The sequence below is a fragment of the Streptomyces sp. NPDC001980 genome (assembly GCF_040296885.1).
GTDB lineage: Bacteria > Actinomycetota > Actinomycetes > Streptomycetales > Streptomycetaceae > Streptomyces.
The window spans coordinates 17,026-34,180 of record NZ_JBEOYD010000030.1 but is presented as its reverse complement, the minus strand read 5'-3'; the positions used below and the strand labels follow the sequence as shown (position 1 = coordinate 34,180).

The window sequence follows — 17,155 nt, the reverse complement described above, 5'->3', positions numbered from 1 at the left end:
GGGTGGGAATCGGCGAAGTGACGTGCACGGCCAGGACCTCTTGGTAGCAACTTCGGTGTCGAAGCCCAGTCGCGCCAAGAGGTCCTGTGATGCCGTTGTATGCCCCTGCCACCCCCGCTGTCGCCCCGGATGGGCAAGCTGACTGCCCGTGCCTGGCCTGCCGGTTCGGTCACGGCCGCCGTCATCCGGCCCGGTCCCGCCGCTACACCTCGGACACCACGGACGCGGAGTGGCAGGTCATCGCGGCGGAGCTGCCGTGGCCGACATGGGTGGACGGCAACGGCGGGCGGCCGGAGGAGTACTGCCGCCGGCTGATCGTGGATGCGATCTTCTACGTCGCGGACAACGGCAACAAGTGGCGCAACCTGCCGGGCGACTTCCCGCACTGGCGCACGGTACACACGGTCTTCACCCGGTGGTGGCAGGACGGAAGCGTCGACGTCATCCACAATGACCTGCGTGACGAGGTCCGCCGGTCCGAGGGCCGGGACACCGACCCGATTGCCGCGATCATCGACTCGCAGTCGGTACGCGCTGCGGAGACGGTCGGCGCCGACAGCCGCGGGTACGACGCGGGCAAGAAGGTGGCAGGCCGCAAGCGCCACGTGATCGTGGACACGATCGGCCTGCTCCTGGTCGTCATGGTCACCAGCGCGAGCGTGCAGGATCGCGACGGAGCCCGCCCCGCACTGGTGCACCTGCGGGACCTCTTCGAATCGATCAGTCTGGTCTGGGCCGACGGCGGCTACGCCGGGAAACTTGTCACCTGGGCCAAGAAGAAGCTCCAGCTCACGATCGAGATCGTCAAGCGCAGCGATGACGGCAAGGGCTTCGTGGTACTGCCACGCAGGTGGGTGGTGGAGCGCACGCTGTCGTGGATCTTCCAGCGCCGCCGCTGCGTACACGACTACGAGCGGTTACCCGAGCACCATGAAGCCATGGTCAAGTGGTCCATGATCATGCTGATGTCACGACGCCTGGCTGGCACGAAGGACGCCAAACACCGGAAATGATCAGTTTGTTCACGGGCTCTGAGGATCCGCGGGATGCGGACGCATCGCCGGAACCCCGGGATGCGGCGAAGCCGAAGTCGCAGGTGCCGGTGTGGCGTGAGGGGCTGGGCTGGGCGGTGCTGTCGGTGGACTACCAGCGCATCCTTACCGCGCTCGCGGACCGGCAGCGGCTCCGTCAAGGGGCGCTGACCTGCCAGGAGTTGGCCGTGATGTTCGGCCTGGACGCGGTGCCGGCGAAGGTGGAGGCGCTGCGGTCGAAAGCGAAGCGCCTGGTCGCGCGGGGCCGGCTGGCCGAGCAACAGCCGGGCCGGTTCACTCTCGCCCCGGGGCTGGCCGGGCAAGACGGCGTGTCATGAGCAGGGTCATCGACCAGTAGATCATCTGTGGCCGGTACTCAGGGTACTCACGCTGGTCGTGGGCGGGAGCCTGTGGAGTAGATCGTTTGTCAGCGGTTGACTTCGAGGTTCGTCAGAACGAGCAAGGCTCGCAGGAGGCGGGTGGCGCGGGCGGGGTCGGTGCGGAGCTTGGTGAGGGGCCGCCAGTTCTTGAGGTGCGCGAAGCCGTGTTCGACTGGCGCGCGTCCGACGGCGAGGACGCGGTTGGCGTCCTTCTGGCCTGGGGTGAGCTTGTGGGTGCGGCTGGCGTGGAAGCCGGTGACGATCACGGGGTCGCCTACGTCGTTGTCCAGGCCGCGGAAGCCGAGGTCCGCGAGGGCGGCCGAGGCCGGCGGCGCGCAGGTGGGCCAGGATGTGGTCGTGGCGGGCGGCGGTGATGTCGTGGGTGCGGCCGGGCCGGGCGGCGGATATCCAGATCAGGCGGCCGCGTTCGTCGGTCAAGGCGAGAAAGTGCAGGCCGTGATGGTGTTGTTTCCCGGAGTAGTTCCGCCGGTTGGCCTTGCCGGTGCGAGGTTGGTTGGGGATGAGGGTGCCGTCGATCAGGACCACCTCCCCGCCTGTCTTAGCGACCCTCTTCAAGGCGCGGTCCAGGCACGGTGCCTGGGCTGCGAGCAGGGCGATCAGCTCGTCGCGCCAACGGCGGACGGTGGACTCGGACACGTTGTTGCCGCCGGCCATGTCGGCCAGGCGCTGATCGTGCCGCAGCATGGCCAGGACGATCACCGCGATCCGGCCGGGCGGCAGGATCCGCCACCTGGACCGTATCGCCTTCAGATGGCGGCGCGGCATACCGGCGAGGTGGTTGACGGTGTGCGTGGACAGCGGCAGACGGCACTGGTAGACAAGCGTGCTCGTGTCCTCGGCGCGTCCTTTGGTTTTCGTCACACAATTCCAACGGCCGCTGGGGGCACCGCGGTTACGCTCGCGCCGGACTGCTCCGGGCGACAGCGTCCCCGGTCACAGGCGGGTGGTGAACCGGCCGTCAGGCAGTTTGCGCAGCCAGCCGCGATCGACGAGTCTGACCAGTCTCCCGCGCAGCGGTTCCAGCTTGGCCCGCACGCTGACGTCGACTCCCAGCATCTCGCCGACATGCCGGGCCATGACGGGGCCGGCAGCCTGCCGCACAGCGGCGAGGATGCGCTGATAGCCCGGCGGGAGCATGGTCTCCTCCAGGTCCGGCTCGCGGTGCGGAATCAGCATCACCGACCGTCCACCCACCTGCCCGGGCATCGGCGCGGCTGAGGCGCGCGTCCGCGAGTTGTTCGCTCACCCGCTCCAGGACCCGCTCGGCGACGGCAAGTTCGTCCCGCTCGGCCCGCGCCTCCGCCAACTGCTTGGCCAGCTGTTCTTCGAGTTCGTCCAGTTCCGCACGCCGCGCGGTGATCCGTTCCAGCAGCTCGGGATCCATGCACTGGGTCGGAGAAGGCCACCCGGCCTCAGCGAGCGGGAACCGCAGAGCTGCCCGCTCCTACTCGGCGGCCTCCCGCACGTCCCTCACCCGCGCCGGCTGTCGGCGCCCTCGCGTCGCCGTCGATTCACCTACCGGTGCAGGCCGCCTCCCAACGCCATCCGGCTGCCGAGAAAGCGACCTGGATTGGCCAGCAGGTTCCGTCGGCCTCGACGTCGGAGCGACGGTGAAAACGCCCCACACCGGATCGTCCACCCGGCGCCCTTGAAGGGCGAGTGCCGTACGCCGGGCCGCATCCACGCTGGAGAACATCATGCTTCGTGATCGGGGTCGAGCACCACCATAAACCTGTTGCCTTCCGGATCCGTCATCAGGGCGTGCATGCAATCGTGAGGTTCCACGAGAGAGGCGCCCTTGGCGATCAGTGTCTGAACCTGCTCGGCGATCGTTCCGACAAGGACGGTGACGACCGGTAGCACAGCCGGAGATTCCGCTTCGCCGACGCTGTACCCACCCCAACCCGGGATGCCGCCCCAGAACCTGATCATTCTCTCTGGGTCTACTGCTTCAAAATGAACGTGCATGCTGCTGTCTCACTTTCATCTGTGCGACCGAAGCCGAAAACGGCCTACCGAATCAGTCCGGCAGGCCGTTACGGGTGAACTTCAGCAGCCGATCACGGTGTTGCCCGTGTCTGCGATTCCGGGTTCGCTGAAGCGTCCCTGGTACTCGACCTGCAAGGTCACCTGAGTGTTGTACGTCTCCCTTTCTCCATCATGCACGCACGTGAGCCCTGGAGTGGTGTACCGCCCGCTGCACTGCGTCCACCCGTTGTCCTTGTGCTTCACCGCGCGCCAGTACCCGTCGCGCACGTACTCCTGAAGATCGACCTGGACCCGGCACTGGTCGGGTGCCGGAGTTGAGCAACCCGTGTAATGGCCCTGGGCGTACAGCGGGCCGCCATGAGTGACCTGGAACGGTTTCTCACCCTGGAAAGTGCACCACACGGGAAAGGCAGCAGTCTTCGCGACCCCTTCGGTCGGCCGTCCCGGCCACGCATGCAGCCCGGCACCGGAAGTAGCGGGCGGACCACGGCCCACTCCCCGTCCGTCATGTCTGTCGGGTAGCGAGGCTGCCGCGTCCCGTTGTCGGCGGCGTTTCCGAACCGGTGAGCCAGGCAGTCGCACTCCCAGGTGACCGCACTGGACTGCCCGGCCATCGGCACGCACGACTGCTGCACCAGGGCCTCCCGCCGCTCGGTGATTCGACACCAACGAGCTGTTCAGGAGGCCCTGTTCGCATGAGCCCAGCGCCCCGCGACCACCCGATCGAGACTCCCGTTCGACGCGCATCTCTCAAGATCGTAAAGACAACAACTTCTTGGAGAAAGTTCCTTGCCCGTCGTCCTGCCCTCGGCTCACCTGCGCGTCCCGCTGCGGCCCAACGAATCCGGCCCTGACGATCTGGCAGCGTCGCGCCGAGCAAGCGGTCATCTGGGTGCAGGGCCGTGCGGGAACGCGAGCCGGCTGATGATCTCCTCCTCCAGCGGACCGGGTGGCGGCCACGGGAATCGGGGAATGTGAGCGCGGAGCAGAATGAGGCCGTGCAGGGCCGCCCAAAGAGCGGTCGCCGTGGCGAGAGCATCCTCTGCACGGGACGTGCCGTCGTGCATCGCATCGGCGACGTCGCGCAGAAGTATCGAGAATGCTTCGGCGGGAGCGAGCTGACTCGCGATGGGCTCGCCGACAATGGGCGCGAGCTGGCGTACCGCCTGGTCGATGCGTTCTTCTGTGGTGCTGCTACCCCTGGGCCGCGGCCGGGAGAACAGCAGGGCGTAGAGCTCGGGCTGCTCGGCACCGAAGACGAGATAGGCGTGGCAGTCGGCCAGAAGTCGTTCACGCGCGCCTTCCGCTCCCGCCCGGGCGGTCTCAAGATGACGCACCAGCAGTGAGCGGGTTTCGGTGACCACGGCCTCCACGATCTGGTCGGGCGTGTCGAAGTGCGCGTAGATCGACGGTGGCGCGATGCCGACCTTGCGGGCGATCGCCCGCAAGGTCACCGCGCTGTCCGATCCGGTCTCGACCAGCAGCTCGCGGGCTGCGGTCACGATCTCGTCGCGGAGTTGCCCTCCCTGACCTCGGGGGTTGCGTCTGCGTGATGCCGGTGGAGCCATGGCGATGACTTTACAGGCGTAAGTTCTCATGCTCTACTTACGGCCGTAAGGTTACAGGGATGATGCGAGGGAAGATGATCATGGACATTTCCGTTCGGATAGGCACAATCGACGGCCGCACGCACGTCGGTGCCGGCGTCGAAGCGTCGCGGTGCACCGCATGAGCGCCACGACCGTCACCCCGCTTTCCATGGGCAACAGCAACGCCTACCTCCTGCGTGGCGAGCAAGCGGTCCTCGTGGACACGGGCGGACCGGAGGACGTCGACCGCCTGCGTGACGCGCTGTCCGCCCAGGGCCTTCAGCCTCGCGACATCGCTCTGGTCCTCCTGACCCACGGCCACAACGACCACAGCGGCACGGCGGCGTCGTTCGCGGAGGCCGGCGTTCCGATTGCGGTCGGCCTGGGCGACGAACAACTCCTGCGTACCGGACGCATCGGCGTACTCCCGATCAGCCATCCCGCCGGTGCGATATTGAGGCCCATGGTCCTCCGCGCGAAGGCCCAGCCGGTCGAAGCCGACATCCTGGTGGAGGACAAGTTCGACCTGAGTCCCTACGGCGTCGACGCGCACGCCGAGCGGTTCGGCGGCCACACCCCCGGCTCGCTCGTCGTCCGCGTCGGCGACGACACGCTGGTCGGCGACCTGGTCCGCGGTGGCGTGCTGCGCCGCCAGAGCCCGAAGCGCCATTTCTTCACCGAGGACGCCGCCGGAGTGCGCAGGGCGCTCACGACCGAGCTCGACCGCCGTCCGCAGCGCCTGCTCCCCGGCCATGGCGGACCCCTCGACGCCGACGAGACCCGACGACGCCTCGACAAGGTCGCTCCGGTGCCCAGTCGGCTCGCGGCATCCGGGTGAGGCAGGTGGCGCTACGGTCCGCGGCACGGTCGCACGTGCAGCCGAGGAGTGGGGGGGCTATGTCGATGAACAACGGTTCTGGTCCACTTCGTGAACTCTGCCCCAGAAAGGATGCCGTTGGCGATCTTTATTCGCTCCGGTGAAGTCCTCTTGAAATCCGTCGTGTTGGCCGAGGCTTGGTGGTCCGGTAGCGAGGCTGCCGCGTCCCGTTGCCGGCGGCGTTCGCGAACCGGTGAGCCAGACAGTCACACTCCCAGGTGACCGCACTGGACTGCCCGGCCATCGGCACGCACGACTGCTGCACCAGGGCCTCCCGCCGCTCGGTGATTCGACACCAACGAGCTGTTCAGGAGGCCCTGTTCGCATGAGCCCAGCGCCCCGCGACCACCCGATCGGGACTCCCGTTCGACGCGCATCTCTCAAAATCGAAAAGTCAACGGCTTCTTACCTAGTCGAGTCCCAGGGAAGGAAAGCCCTGCAACGCCAGTGCGTGGGGCGGTGCCCCGGGCGAAGATGGGCTAAGAGCGGATCTCATGACAGCGGTGGGAGACCTGGCGGGTGCAGGACGAGCGGACGCAACGTGCCCCAGGGCACGGCGTGGTGGGGGAGCGCCGGATAGGGCGGCCGATCGCGCAGTGCAGCCCTCATGACCTCGAGGTGCATCCGGCCGGTGTGCTGCCCGATCCCGTTGAGGGGTACAGCGCGCTCGAGGAGCTACTCCCGGGGTATGTGGTGCGTGACCACGACCGAGTGCTGGCGCAGGTGGTAAGCGAGACCGGGCGGGGAAGCAGCCGGCTGGTGGTGCTGGTCGGTTCGTCGTCGACCGGGAAGACCCGGGCTTGCTGGGAAGCCGTGCGGCCGCTGGAGAGAGCGGGTTGGTGGCTGTGGCATCCCTATGCCCCGACTCGAGCCGAGGCAGCGCTCGCGGCCCTTCCCTCCGTTACACCGAACACTGTGGTGTGGCTGAATGAGGCCCATCACTACCTCGGCGACCCGCGTCTGGGCGAGCAGATCGGTGCCGCGTTGCACGGCTTGTTGACCGGCGGTCGCGGCCCGGTGCTGGTTCTGGCCACTCTGTGGCCCGAGTACGCCAGGCAGTTCATGGCCCTGCCCCGGCCGGGCGAGCCGGATCCGCACAGCCGGGTACGTGAACTGCTGGCCGGCCGCACGCTGGCGGTGCCGGAGGCATTCGACGACAAGGCGCTACGCGCGGCTGCCACGTTGGCGGAGCAGGGAGACGCACTGCTCGCCGATGCACTCACGCGGGCCGCCACCACCGGCCGCATCGCCCAGGACCTGGCCGGGGCACCGGAGCTGCTGCGCCGCTACCAGCACGCCTCCCCAGCCGCAGTAGCGCTCCTGCACGCTGCCATGGACGCGCGGCGTCTGGGAGCAGGCCCATCGCTGCCGCAGGCGTACCTGGCCGATGCCGCCGGCGACTACCTCGACGACATCGACTACGCCCAACTCGACCAGAACTGGGTCGAGTCGGCTTTCGCCGAGCTCACCCAGCCGGTCCACGGCAAGCAAGCCCCCCTGCGGCGCGTCGCTCCCCGCCCCCAGCACCTGGCCACGAGCCCGCCCGACGACGGCCGTGCGCCCCTGCGGCCTTCGCTCTTCCAAATCGCCGACTACCTTGAGCAACACGGCAGAAAAACGAGGCACCGGCTGTGCCCGCCCGCCTCGTTCTGGAATTCCGCCCTGCAGCACCTCTCGCACCCGGACGACCTTTACAACCTGGCCCGGGCCGCCCGCGCCCGGCACCGCCTGCGGTGGGCCGACCAGCTGAACCAGCGAGCCGCTGACAACGGTCACGTTCAGGCGCTGCTGGCCCAAGCGACCCGGTGCGAGCAGGACGCTGACCTGGATGGCGCTATGGCCTGGTACCGGCGGGCCGCCGACGCCGGCCACACCAGGGCACTGGCTCTGCTGGCGGAACTGCACGAGCAAACTGCCGAGCCCGACGTGGCCGAAACCCTGGCCTGGCAGGCGGCCGAGGCTGGCCACCCGCGTGCGCTGGCCCGGATCGCTGTGCTGAGAGAACGCGCCTCAAACCGTGCCGGGGCGCAGGCGCTGGCCTTGCGGGCTGCCGACGCCGGCCACGGCCAGCCCCTGCTCAAGCTGGCTCTGCTGCGCGAGAGCCGCGGACTGCACCAGGACGCCGAAGCCACCGCGGCCCTCGCCGCCGAACGGGGACACCCGCAGGTCTGTGCGGTGCTGGCAGGACTACGCGAGGCGAACGGCGACCTCGATAGCGCAGCCACCCTGTACCAGCAGGCCGCCGACACCGGCCACACCTACGCCCTGGTCTGTCTCGCCCTACTACGCGAGGAGGCCCACGACCCGGCCGGCGCCGACGCGTTGGCCCTCAAGGCCGCCCAGGCCGGGCACACCCGGGCCGTGTCCCTGCTGGCCGGGCTGCGCGCCGAGGCCGGTGACCGGGCGGGCGCCGAAGCCCTCTGCCGCACAGCCGCCGACACAGGCCATGTCCCCGCACTGCTCGCGCAGGCCGGACTACGCGAACAGGCCGGCGACCTCGACCGGGCCGAGGCCCTGTACCGGCAGGCCGCCGACACCGGCCACGTCCACGCGCTCATGTCCGTCGCCCGGTTGCGCGAGAGGGCCGACGACACCGCAGGTGCTCACGCCCTCTACCGACAGGCCGCCGACGCCGGCCACTTCCCCGCCCTCACCGCGCTGGCCGTGTTGCTCGAGAAGCGCGGCGAACCCGCCGAGGCCGAAGCCATCGCGTGGCAAGCCGTCGAAGCGGGCCAGCACCACGCCCTCGTCCACCTCATCGCCGTACGCCGCCGCGCCGGCCACGAGGCGGCGGCCAACTCCTTGGCCCGCCAGGTCATCGACGCTGGCCACACGCTGCGGGCCGCTGCCCCCCGCACACCCCTGCACCCTCATGCCCCTGGCCCCGGCCTTACACCGTCCTGACCGCGAGTCGCGACCGTCCGTGACTGCGCTAGCCCCGGACCTCACGCTCCGCCCAAAGCCGCGCCCGGTCCTGCCAGCCGGAGCGCGAACCGCTTGACGCTGCCGATGGTCACGGTGCGGCGAGAGCGGTACGCGCAGTGCTGAGGAACTCGGCGTGCGCATCCTGATACCGGTCAGGTGACGCGCTCACCTCCAGCGAGCCCTCCAGCGTCAGAGCTGCTGTGCTGACCGCGTCCGGACCCTCGAGACGGACGAGCGTGAGCGCCTCCGCCACAGCCGTCAAGGACACGCGGTAACGGTCACGGCAGCCGGTCGCCTGCGCGGTGCCCAGGGCCTGCTGCCACTCCAGACGCCGCTGACACGCGGCGTCGGCAGCGGCCAGGAACGTGGCATAGGCCGCACGTCGTACCTCACGCTGAGCCGCCAGATGCTGGCCCGCCAGTGTCTGGCGGGCCACATCCAGCTGGGCCTCGGCCTGCAACCGCCCGGCCTCCCACGCAGCATCTGCCTGACGACGCCCCGCCTCCCACGCGGCATCCGCCTGCCGCGCCGCGGCGTCCACCGTGCTCTGAGCCTGCCTGCGAGCCGCCGCCAGCGTGAACCAGCCCGTCACTCCGCCACCGGCCAATGCTCCGGCCACCGCAGAACCGGCAGCAATCCACGCCGTGATCACCGCGTCCGACACGCCGTTCCCCCGCCACTCCACCCGGCCCGCTCACTGCACCAGTGCCGTCTGCCAACCCCACTCGCCCTCCACATCCCAGACGCTGGTTCCTCTGCCCGGAGGCTCCCTGCCCTCGGTAGACAAGTAGGACTTGCCTGACCGTGCCCGGTCCCCGTAGGGAAGCGACATGATGGGCGGATGGGGAATGGGGGAAGCCAGCCACAACCGTTGGGGAACGGGGGAGGCCGACCGCAGTCGTCGCGTCTGCTGCAGGCACCGCAGACGAGACCCGGCCCCCTGCGCGACTTCCAGTGCCACCCCGACGGCACCCCATCCGTCTGAGGCGCGGTCATCGACGGCAGTCACGTCAGCACGTAGCTGTCCGCCGGGTTGTGTGCTTCTTGTTGGCAGCGCGCACTGTAGCCGTTGCCGTCGGTACCAGAGTCTGACTGGGCCACAACAACCCGTTGTCTGCTGTCAGCCCTTCCCGCAAGCCGGGAAGTCCGGAGACGACGAGAGATCTCCCAGCCTCCCCGCCGCCGGGCCCGTTCTCGCGCGGCGATTCGTGCGGCCGCCGTACGGCCGCCGGCTGCCGGTCGTGGGTCGTGCGCGCGGCTCATCCACGCCGTGGATGAGCCGGATACGCGATTCGGATCGCGTGGAGCATGGCGAACGGGCCCGGCGAACGCCCATAGTCGTCCCCACCCGCACGCCGCTGTCCGGACCAGCCGCCGACGTGCGGCCGTCCGCGGCATGCTGCGCGCCACAGGCGCCCGTGGACGGTATGCCCGCTCCCTTCCACCGTCCCCTGGAGTCGCCATGCCTGGTTCCGTTCCATCTCCCTCGCCGATCGCGATCGACGACACCCCCCGGTCGTCCGTGGCCGTCTCGGGCCCCGCCCACATGCTGCGTGTGACCCTGCTGATGGCGGGCAGTTGTCTGCCGATCCTGGGGGCCGTGCTGATCGCCCCGGTGCTGCCGAAGATGCAGGACCACTTCGCGTCGGTGCCCGGAGCCAAGGCGTTGGTGCCCCTCGCCCTGACCGTTCCGGCTCTCTCGCTGGCGCTGCTGGCACCTTTCGCCGGTGTGCTCGTGGACCGGCTGGGCCGCAAACGCCTGCTGATCGCGGCGACTTTGCTGTACGCCGTGTTCGGCACCGCCCCGCTCTGGCTGGAGTCGCTGGGAGCGATCATTGCCAGCCGCGCCCTGGTAGGGGTCACCGAAGCCGTCATCATGACGTGCTGCACCGCGTTGATCGGCGACTACTACCATGGCGCTCGGCGGGTGAAGTACCTCGCTCTGCAGACGATGTGCGCGTCCGCGTCGGCCACCGTCTTCTTCGTGCTCGGCGGCGCCGCCGGATCGGTGGGCTGGCGGGCGCCCTTCTGGATCTACGCCGTGAGCCTGGCGCTCGCTCCCCTCATGGTCGCTTCCCTGACCAACCCGGCGACAGGCGCGACGGCCGCCGCGACTTCGGCTGCCGAGGTACGACGCCCTTTCCCTTGGCGGCAGTTGGGCGGCATCTGCACCCTCACCTTCTTCGGGGCGGTCGTCTTCTACACCGTGCCGGTCGAGATGTCGTACCTGCTCGACGACCTCGGGGTGAAGAGCTCCGGAGTGATCGGCCTGGCCAGCGCGGTCGCCAGTGCCGCCACCATGGGCGGGGCGGTCACCTTCGCCCGCCTCAAGCGCTCTCCCGGCCCGGTGCTGCCCGTCGCTCTCGGGCTCAGCGCGCTTGGTTTCGGGCTGATCTTCCTTGCGGGGAACGCTCCGTTGCTGGTCGTCGGCGCGGTCGTCAACTGCGTGGGCACCGGCATGCTGCTGCCTGCTCTCCTGACGAGTGCCATGTCCCGGCTGGCGTTCGAGGACCGCGGCCGCGGCACGGGACTGTGGATGGCGGCCTTCTTCGGCGGTGAGTTCGTCTGCCCGCTCGTGCTGCTCGCCGGGGAGTCGGCGGTCGGCAGTCTCGCGGGCGCGGTGGGCGTGCTGGGGCTGGCCGCCGCGGCCGGCGCGGCATGGCTGTGGGAGGCCCGCCGCAGGGTGGGCGCCGTGGATCCCCGGCCGCTGCCGGAGCAACTGGTCTGAGGCCGTGGAGGTCGGCGGACCGGGAGCGCGAGGCGTCCCGTTCCGTCCGGCGGTGGTGCCGTCGTGCCGTCCGACGGCACCACCGCCACGGGGTGGACACACCGTGCCGTGGTCGGTGTCCTGCTGGTCGGTGTCCTGTTGGTTGCTGGTTGCTGGTTGCTGGCCGCCGGTCACCGGTCGGCGCGGAGTGCGCGGGGCCGGGATGGCAGGACACCCGGCCCCGTGCCCGGTGCGGCGGCGGACGCGGGTTCCTCCGGGCTGCCGCTCGTCAGGGTCGAGCCCACCTCGGCGGCCTTGCGTCGCAGCCAGATGTGGGCCGCGTCCTGGGCGTGCACGGGATGCCACCACATGGCCTCCCGGACCGGTACCGACTCGAACGGGCAGGGCAGGACGCGTACCCCGGCGGCGAGAACCGCTCTGCGGGCCAGGCGCTCCTGGATCATCGCGACCCGGCGGGTGCCCTCGACCATGTGCGGCAGCAGCTGGAAGGTCTGCACCGAGACCTCCACCCGGGGGCTGATGCCGAGCATGCTCAGCTGGCGGGCGACCGGGGCGTCGTAGGGACGCTGATAGACGACCCAGGGCAGGCCGGCCAGCTGGTCGAGGGTGAGTGCGTCACCCACCTCCGGGTGGTCGTCGGCGATCATGCACAGCCAGCGGTCCGTGTAGAGGTCGACGGCGGGGAAGCCGTCGATGACACCGTGCGGCATCAGGAGGCCGTCGACGGTGCTCAGGAGCGCGGCGGTGTTCTCCTGGACGGAGGGTGCCGGGTGCTGGAAGGTGAGCCGGATGCCGGGCGCCTCGTGGTGCAGGCTACGGGCGAGCGCGGCGCCGAAGACGGCCGTGCCGTAGTCCGACGCGAGCAGGGTGAACTCGCGGACCTCGGCGGCCGGATCGAAGTCCGCCTGGCTGGCGAAGACGCGCTCCAGCAGGTCGCAGGCGGTGGCGCTGCGGTCGCGCAGGGCGACGCCGAGCGGGGTCAGCTCGTAGGCGTTGCCGGTGCGGGCGAGCAGTTCGTCGTCGAAATGACGGCGCAGCCGGGCCAGCGCCGCGCTCATCGCGGGCTGGCTCAGTCCGACGCGTTCGCCGGCGCGGGTCACGTTGCGCTCCTCCAGCAGCGCGCGCAGGGCGAGGACCAGATTGAGATCGAGTCGGGACAGGTTCACCGGGCACCACCGAACGCAGGGGAAGCCATCCGCGCCATGGATGAGGCGCATCCACAGGATTGATTTCCATGATTGACGGATCGAGGTCAGAGTAGACCCCATCCCAGCGGGAGGACATCTGATGGCAACACTCGTGCAACCTGCCGGCCCGTTCGCGCTCGGCACGTTCTCGCTTCCGGACGGACAGCCGTTCCCCGGCATCCTGGCGAAGGGGCGCGTGCTCGATCTCGGCCGGGCGCTCGCCTGGGCGCCGTCCGAGGTGCGGGCCGTGGTGGAGCGCTGGGAGGAATCCCTCTCCGTCCTGCACTGCCTGGCCAACGAGGACGCCCTCGACTGGCAGCCCCTGGAGAGCCTCCGGGTGCACGCTCCGCTGCAGCCGCGCCAGATCTTCCAGTCGGGTGCCAACTACCGGCAGCACGTGATCGACCTGGAGGTAGCCCACCGTGCCTCGGACGACCCGCGCACGGTCGAGGAGGCGCGCGCGGAGATCGCCGCGGTGATGGACCGGCGGGCCGCCGAGGACCTGCCGTACGTCTTCATCGGCCTGCCCAGCACGGTCACGGGCCCCTACGACGACGTCGAACTGCCGTCGTGGGCCGAACAGCCGGACTGGGAGCTGGAGTTGGCAGCCGTCATCGGCAGGACGGCCCATCGGGTCTCCGTCGAGGAAGCCTTGGACCACGTGGCCGGCTACACGATCGCCAATGACCTCACCGACCGGGCCACCGTCTTCCGGCGGGACATGAAGGCGATCGGCACGGACTGGCTGCGCTGCAAGAACGCGCCCGGTTTCACGCCGCTCGGCCCGTGGCTCGTCCCGGCCGGGTCGGTCGCGGACCCGGGTGACCTGCGGGTCACCCTCAGGCTCAACGGCGAGACCATGCAGGACGAGTCCACCAAGGACATGCTCTTCGGCGTGGCACGGTTGGTGTCCTACATCTCGCAGACGGCCCGACTCCTGCCGGGCGACCTGGTGCTGACGGGCAGCCCGGCGGGCAACGGCCTCCACTGGGGGCGGCTGCTGCGGGAGGGCGATGTGATGGAAGGGACCATCACCGGTCTGGGCGTGCAGCGCACCCGCTGTGTGGCGGAGGCGTCGGCATGAGCGTGGACCGCCACGACCCCGAGGGCGCGATCGCCGAGGCCGCCAAGGCGTTCTCGAACTGGGGGCGTTGGGGCGCGGACGACGTGCTCGGCACCCTCAACTTCCTGGACGAGGCCAAGCGGCGCGAGGGAGCCGCACTGGTGCGGCGGGGCGTGAGTTTCTCGCTGTCGCAGTCCTTCGACATGAACGGCCCGCAGAGGGGCTGGCGTCGGCGCACCAATCCGGTGCACACCATGCTGGACACCGGCACCGACGCGGCCCTCGGCAACCAGGGCTTCCCGCACGGCATCGGCGGTGCCGACGACGTGATCGCGATGCCCCTGCAGTGCTCGACCCAGTGGGACGGGCTCGGGCACATCTTCGACCACGGCAAGGCCTGGAACGGCCGGGACGCGGCCCGTACCGTCACCTCCGACGGCGACCTGGTCACCGGCATCGAGCACATGGCGCCGTACGTCGCGGGGCGCGGGGTCCTGCTGGACGTGGGCCAAGTCATCGGCACCGCAGGGGAGTTGCCCGACGGGTTCGCCATCACCGAGGAGCACCTGACGGCGACCGCCGAGGCGCACGGTGTGGCGGTCGGGCGCGGCGACATCGTCACCGTACGCACCGGACGGCTGGCCCGGGCCCGCCGCGAAGGCTGGGGCGACTACGCCGGCGGCGACTCGCCCGGGCTGTCCTTCACCGCCGCCGACTGGCTGCACCGCGCCGAGATCGCCGCGATCGCCACCGACACCTGGGGCTTCGAGGTGCGGCCCAACGAGTTCGACGACGCCTTCCAGCCGCTGCACCAGGTCGCCATCCCGCACATGGGCCTGCTCATCGGTGAGATGTGGGACCTCGACGCGCTCGCCGCCGACTGCGCGGCCGACGGCGTGTACGAGTTCTGGCTCACCGCGGCGCCGCTGCCCATCACCGGCGCCGTCGGCTCACCCGTCAACCCGATCGCCGTCAAGTGAGCCGCCGAGCAACCAGCTCAGGTTGCCCGCTCAAGTAACCCGCCCAGCAGGCTTGTTCAGTCGCCGGATGCGCCGTGCCCGGACAGCAGTGGCGCATCCGGCCCGCACCCCCGTCCCCACTCCTGGCCCGCGTCCCCAGCGGGCGAGCCGCACCCCAGCCGCCCGATGCCGCGCGGCCCAACCCCGGGAGGTATCCCCGACATGGCTGACAGCCGCACTCTCCCTCAACCCCCGACCCGGAGGACCCCCGCCGTCCTGGTCATCGGCGGGGGCGCCTCGGGCAACGCCGTCACCGTCCTGCTGCGCCGCGCCGGGATCGCCGTCGACCTGATCGAGGCCAGACCCGACTGGAACGCCACCACCGGCTCCGGCATCACCCTCCAGGGCAACGCCCTGCGGGTCCTGCGCGAACTGGGCGTGTGGGAGCAGGTGGAGGCCTCCGGATACGCCTTCGGCTCGCTCGGCGTGACCGCCCCCGACGGCACCGTCCTGTTCGTCGCCGAGGACATCCAGACGGGCGGGAAGGACCTGCCGGCCACCCTCGGCATGCAGCGCCCCCGGCTTCAGCAGATCCTCATCGACGCGGTCCGCGCCTCCGGCGCCGGTGTGCGTCTGGGCACCACCGCCGAGACCCTGGACCAGGACGCCGACGGTGTCTCGGTGCGCTTCAGCGACGGCACGACCGGCCGCTACGACCTGGTGATCGCCGCCGACGGCCTCAACTCGGCCACCCGCGCCGCGATCGGGATCACCGACAAGCCGGAACCCACCGGCATGGCCATCTGGCGCATCGCCGCCCCACGGCCCGCGAGCGTGACCCGCACCGACCTGACCTACGGCGGCCCCGCCTACATCGCCGGCTACTGCCCCACCAGTGAGACCACGATCTACGCCTACGTCGTCGAGGCGTGCCGCGACCGCGCCTCCATCGACCCGGCCGGCCACGCCGACGAGATGCGCCGCCTGGCGCGCGGCTACGGAGGCGTATGGCCGGAGATCACCGAGCACATCACCGACCCGAAGCAGGTCAACTACACCTGGTTCGACCGCCTGCTGGTCGAGGGCTCCTGGCACCGCGGCCGGGTCGTGCTGATCGGCGACGCCGCCCACTGCTGCCCGCCCACCATGGCCCAGGGTGCGGCGATGTCCCTGGAGGACGCCCTCGTCCTCGCCGAGCTGCTCGGTGGCGGCCGGGACTGGGACGACGACCTGCTCCAGGCGTACTACGACCGCCGCGTCCCACGGGTACGCACCGTCGTCGAGGCGTCCATGCAGATCGGCCGGTGGCAGCTGGACGGCGTGCGCGACGCCGACATGGCCGGGCTGGTCGGCAGCACCATGAACCTCCTCAAGGAACTCCCGTGACCGACACCGCGTCCTCCGCGCCGACGATCGACGTCCACGCCCACCTGCTGCTGCCGGAGGTCGAGGAGGCCGTCGCCGGCCAACCCGGACTCGTCGAGGCCCGGGAGCTCGACGCCCGGCGCAACGGCCCGGCGGCCCTGGCCGTGAACGGTCCGATGGTCGGGGCACGCGCGCCCATGCTGACGGAGGCCGCCGCACGCCTCGCGGCCATGGACGGCCAGGGCGTGGACATCCAGTTGATCAGCCCTTCCCCGTCGCACTACCACTACTGGGCCGAGCCCCGGCTCGCGGCACGGATATGCCGGCTGGCCAACGAGGGCACCGCCGCACACTGCGCGAAGGCCCCCGACCGGCTGCAAGGCCTCGGTCTGGTGCCCCTCCAACACCCCGACCTCACCGTGCAGCTGCTCGACCACGCACTGGACCGGGGCCTGAAGGGCGTGGAGATCTCTTCGCACGCCCCCGGCCACGAGCTGTCGGATCCCGCGTACGAGCCCTTCTGGTCCCGGGCCGAGGAACGCGGCGCCCTCGTCTTCCTGCACCCGTTCGGCTGCACCCTCGACGAACGACTGGACCGGTGGTACCTGTCCAACACCGTCGGCCAGCCCACCGAGAACGCCGTCGCCCTCTCCCACCTCATCTTCTCCGGCGTCCTGGACCGCCACCCGGAGCTGAGGCTGATCGCGGCGCACGGCGGCGGCTACCTCCCCACCCACCTCGGCCGTTCCGACCACGCCTGGCGAGTCCGTCCGGACGCACGGGACTGCGCCCGGGAGCCGAGCAGCTACCTGAAGCAGCTGTACTTCGACTCCCTCGTCCACGACTCGGACGTACTGCGGGGGTTGCTGCGCGCCGCCGGACCGCAGCGGGTCCTGCTCGGCTCCGACTTCCCGTTCGACATGGGCACCGAGGACCCGCTGGCCGCACTGCGCGCGGCGGACCTGCCCGACGACGACTTCCACGCGGTGCGGGGCGGCAACGCGGCCGCCCTGCTCGACCTCGACTGAGAAGGAACCCCCA

At 70.3% G+C, this 17,155-nt stretch carries 14 protein-coding genes and 2 pseudogenes; 9 read left to right on the top strand and 7 right to left on the bottom strand.

The genetic code is table 11. From position 1 onward, the window contains the following. Positions 1-89 precede the first annotated feature (89 nt). The gene (locus tag ABT137_RS35425; protein WP_351715242.1) at positions 90-1,013 is read left to right on the top strand and encodes an IS5 family transposase; all 924 of its coding nucleotides are present in this window, start codon (positions 90-92) and stop codon (positions 1,011-1,013) included. A gap of 38 nt (positions 1,014-1,051) precedes the next feature. Further along, positions 1,052-1,369, top strand: a pseudogene (locus tag ABT137_RS35420) (hypothetical protein); the annotation flags it as partial. A gap of 89 nt (positions 1,370-1,458) precedes the next feature. Here the strand turns inward: ABT137_RS35420 and ABT137_RS35415 are convergent. The 5 genes and pseudogenes from ABT137_RS35415 to ABT137_RS35390 form a co-directional block, all read right to left on the bottom strand. Beyond that, entirely contained in the window at positions 1,459-1,701 is a 243-nt protein-coding gene (locus ABT137_RS35415) for a transposase family protein (RefSeq protein WP_351715313.1), read from the bottom strand. A 100-nt stretch (positions 1,702-1,801) separates the two neighbouring features. Continuing rightward, a pseudogene (locus tag ABT137_RS35410) lies at positions 1,802-2,086 on the bottom strand (transposase family protein); the annotation flags it as partial. A 279-nt stretch (positions 2,087-2,365) separates the two neighbouring features. Beyond that, on the bottom strand, positions 2,366-2,608 hold the full coding sequence (locus ABT137_RS35405) for a hypothetical protein (protein WP_351715241.1): 243 nt from the start codon (positions 2,606-2,608) through the stop codon (positions 2,366-2,368). Between the two features lie 519 nt (positions 2,609-3,127). Further along, positions 3,128-3,400, bottom strand: a complete 273-nt coding sequence (locus ABT137_RS35400; protein ID WP_351715240.1) for a VOC family protein — start codon at positions 3,398-3,400, stop codon at positions 3,128-3,130. Between the two features lie 905 nt (positions 3,401-4,305). Next, positions 4,306-4,923, bottom strand: a complete 618-nt coding sequence (locus ABT137_RS35390; protein ID WP_351715239.1) for a TetR/AcrR family transcriptional regulator — start codon at positions 4,921-4,923, stop codon at positions 4,306-4,308. Positions 4,924-5,149: 226 nt separating this feature from the next. Here ABT137_RS35390 and ABT137_RS35385 point away from each other — a divergent pair, with 226 nt between their 5' ends. Continuing rightward, positions 5,150-5,848 (top strand): MBL fold metallo-hydrolase, encoded by a 699-nt coding sequence (locus ABT137_RS35385; RefSeq protein ID WP_351715238.1) that lies wholly within the window; start codon positions 5,150-5,152, stop codon positions 5,846-5,848. A gap of 954 nt (positions 5,849-6,802) precedes the next feature. Then, the gene (locus tag ABT137_RS35380) at positions 6,803-8,791 is read left to right on the top strand and encodes a tetratricopeptide repeat protein (RefSeq protein WP_351715237.1); all 1,989 of its coding nucleotides are present in this window, start codon (positions 6,803-6,805) and stop codon (positions 8,789-8,791) included. Positions 8,792-8,900: 109 nt separating this feature from the next. Here ABT137_RS35380 and ABT137_RS35375 read toward each other — a convergent pair whose 3' ends face one another. Further along, positions 8,901-9,476, bottom strand: coding sequence for a hypothetical protein (locus tag ABT137_RS35375; RefSeq protein WP_351715236.1), 576 nt, complete (start codon positions 9,474-9,476; stop codon positions 8,901-8,903). Between the two features lie 798 nt (positions 9,477-10,274). Here ABT137_RS35375 and ABT137_RS35370 point away from each other — a divergent pair. Then, a complete protein-coding gene (locus ABT137_RS35370; RefSeq protein ID WP_351715235.1) occupies positions 10,275-11,540 on the top strand; it encodes an MFS transporter in 1,266 nt (421 codons plus the stop codon). Positions 11,541-11,710: 170 nt separating this feature from the next. On the opposite strand, the gene ABT137_RS35365 is transcribed toward ABT137_RS35370, so the two are convergent. Then, positions 11,711-12,706: a LysR family transcriptional regulator gene (locus tag ABT137_RS35365; protein ID WP_351715234.1), complete on the bottom strand. Its 996-nt coding sequence runs from the start codon at positions 12,704-12,706 to the stop codon at positions 11,711-11,713. A gap of 121 nt (positions 12,707-12,827) precedes the next feature. Here ABT137_RS35365 and ABT137_RS35360 point away from each other — a divergent pair, with 121 nt between their 5' ends. The 4 genes from ABT137_RS35360 (at position 12,828) to ABT137_RS35345 (ending at position 17,142) form a co-directional block, all read left to right on the top strand. Beyond that, the gene (locus ABT137_RS35360) at positions 12,828-13,811 is read left to right on the top strand and encodes a fumarylacetoacetate hydrolase family protein (RefSeq protein ID WP_351715233.1); all 984 of its coding nucleotides are present in this window, start codon (positions 12,828-12,830) and stop codon (positions 13,809-13,811) included. After that, a complete protein-coding gene (locus ABT137_RS35355) occupies positions 13,808-14,770 on the top strand; it encodes a cyclase family protein (RefSeq protein WP_351715232.1) in 963 nt (320 codons plus the stop codon). The genes ABT137_RS35360 and ABT137_RS35355 overlap by 4 nt, the downstream gene beginning before the upstream one ends. Positions 14,771-14,971: 201 nt before the next feature. Next, a complete protein-coding gene (locus ABT137_RS35350) occupies positions 14,972-16,135 on the top strand; it encodes an FAD-dependent oxidoreductase (protein ID WP_351715231.1) in 1,164 nt (387 codons plus the stop codon). Next, positions 16,132-17,142: an amidohydrolase family protein gene (locus ABT137_RS35345; RefSeq protein WP_351715230.1), complete on the top strand. Its 1,011-nt coding sequence runs from the start codon at positions 16,132-16,134 to the stop codon at positions 17,140-17,142. The genes ABT137_RS35350 and ABT137_RS35345 overlap by 4 nt, the downstream gene beginning before the upstream one ends. Positions 17,143-17,155: the final 13 nt, after the last annotated feature.

Excerpts from the sequence above, each read along its gene's own strand:
- ABT137_RS35405 (WP_351715241.1), bottom strand. The coding sequence starts at position 2,608 with ATGCTGATTCCGCACCGCGAGCCGGACCTGGAGGAGACCATGCTCCCG.
- ABT137_RS35370 (WP_351715235.1), top strand. The coding sequence starts at position 10,275 with ATGCCTGGTTCCGTTCCATCTCCCTCGCCGATCGCGATCGACGACACC.
- ABT137_RS35360 (WP_351715233.1), top strand. The coding sequence starts at position 12,828 with ATGGCAACACTCGTGCAACCTGCCGGCCCGTTCGCGCTCGGCACGTTC.
- ABT137_RS35355 (WP_351715232.1), top strand. The coding sequence starts at position 13,808 with ATGAGCGTGGACCGCCACGACCCCGAGGGCGCGATCGCCGAGGCCGCC.
- ABT137_RS35425 (WP_351715242.1), top strand. The coding sequence starts at position 90 with ATGCCGTTGTATGCCCCTGCCACCCCCGCTGTCGCCCCGGATGGGCAA.
- ABT137_RS35400 (WP_351715240.1), bottom strand. The coding sequence starts at position 3,400 with ATGCACGTTCATTTTGAAGCAGTAGACCCAGAGAGAATGATCAGGTTC.
- ABT137_RS35385 (WP_351715238.1), top strand. The coding sequence starts at position 5,150 with ATGAGCGCCACGACCGTCACCCCGCTTTCCATGGGCAACAGCAACGCC.
- ABT137_RS35350 (WP_351715231.1), top strand. The coding sequence starts at position 14,972 with ATGGCTGACAGCCGCACTCTCCCTCAACCCCCGACCCGGAGGACCCCC.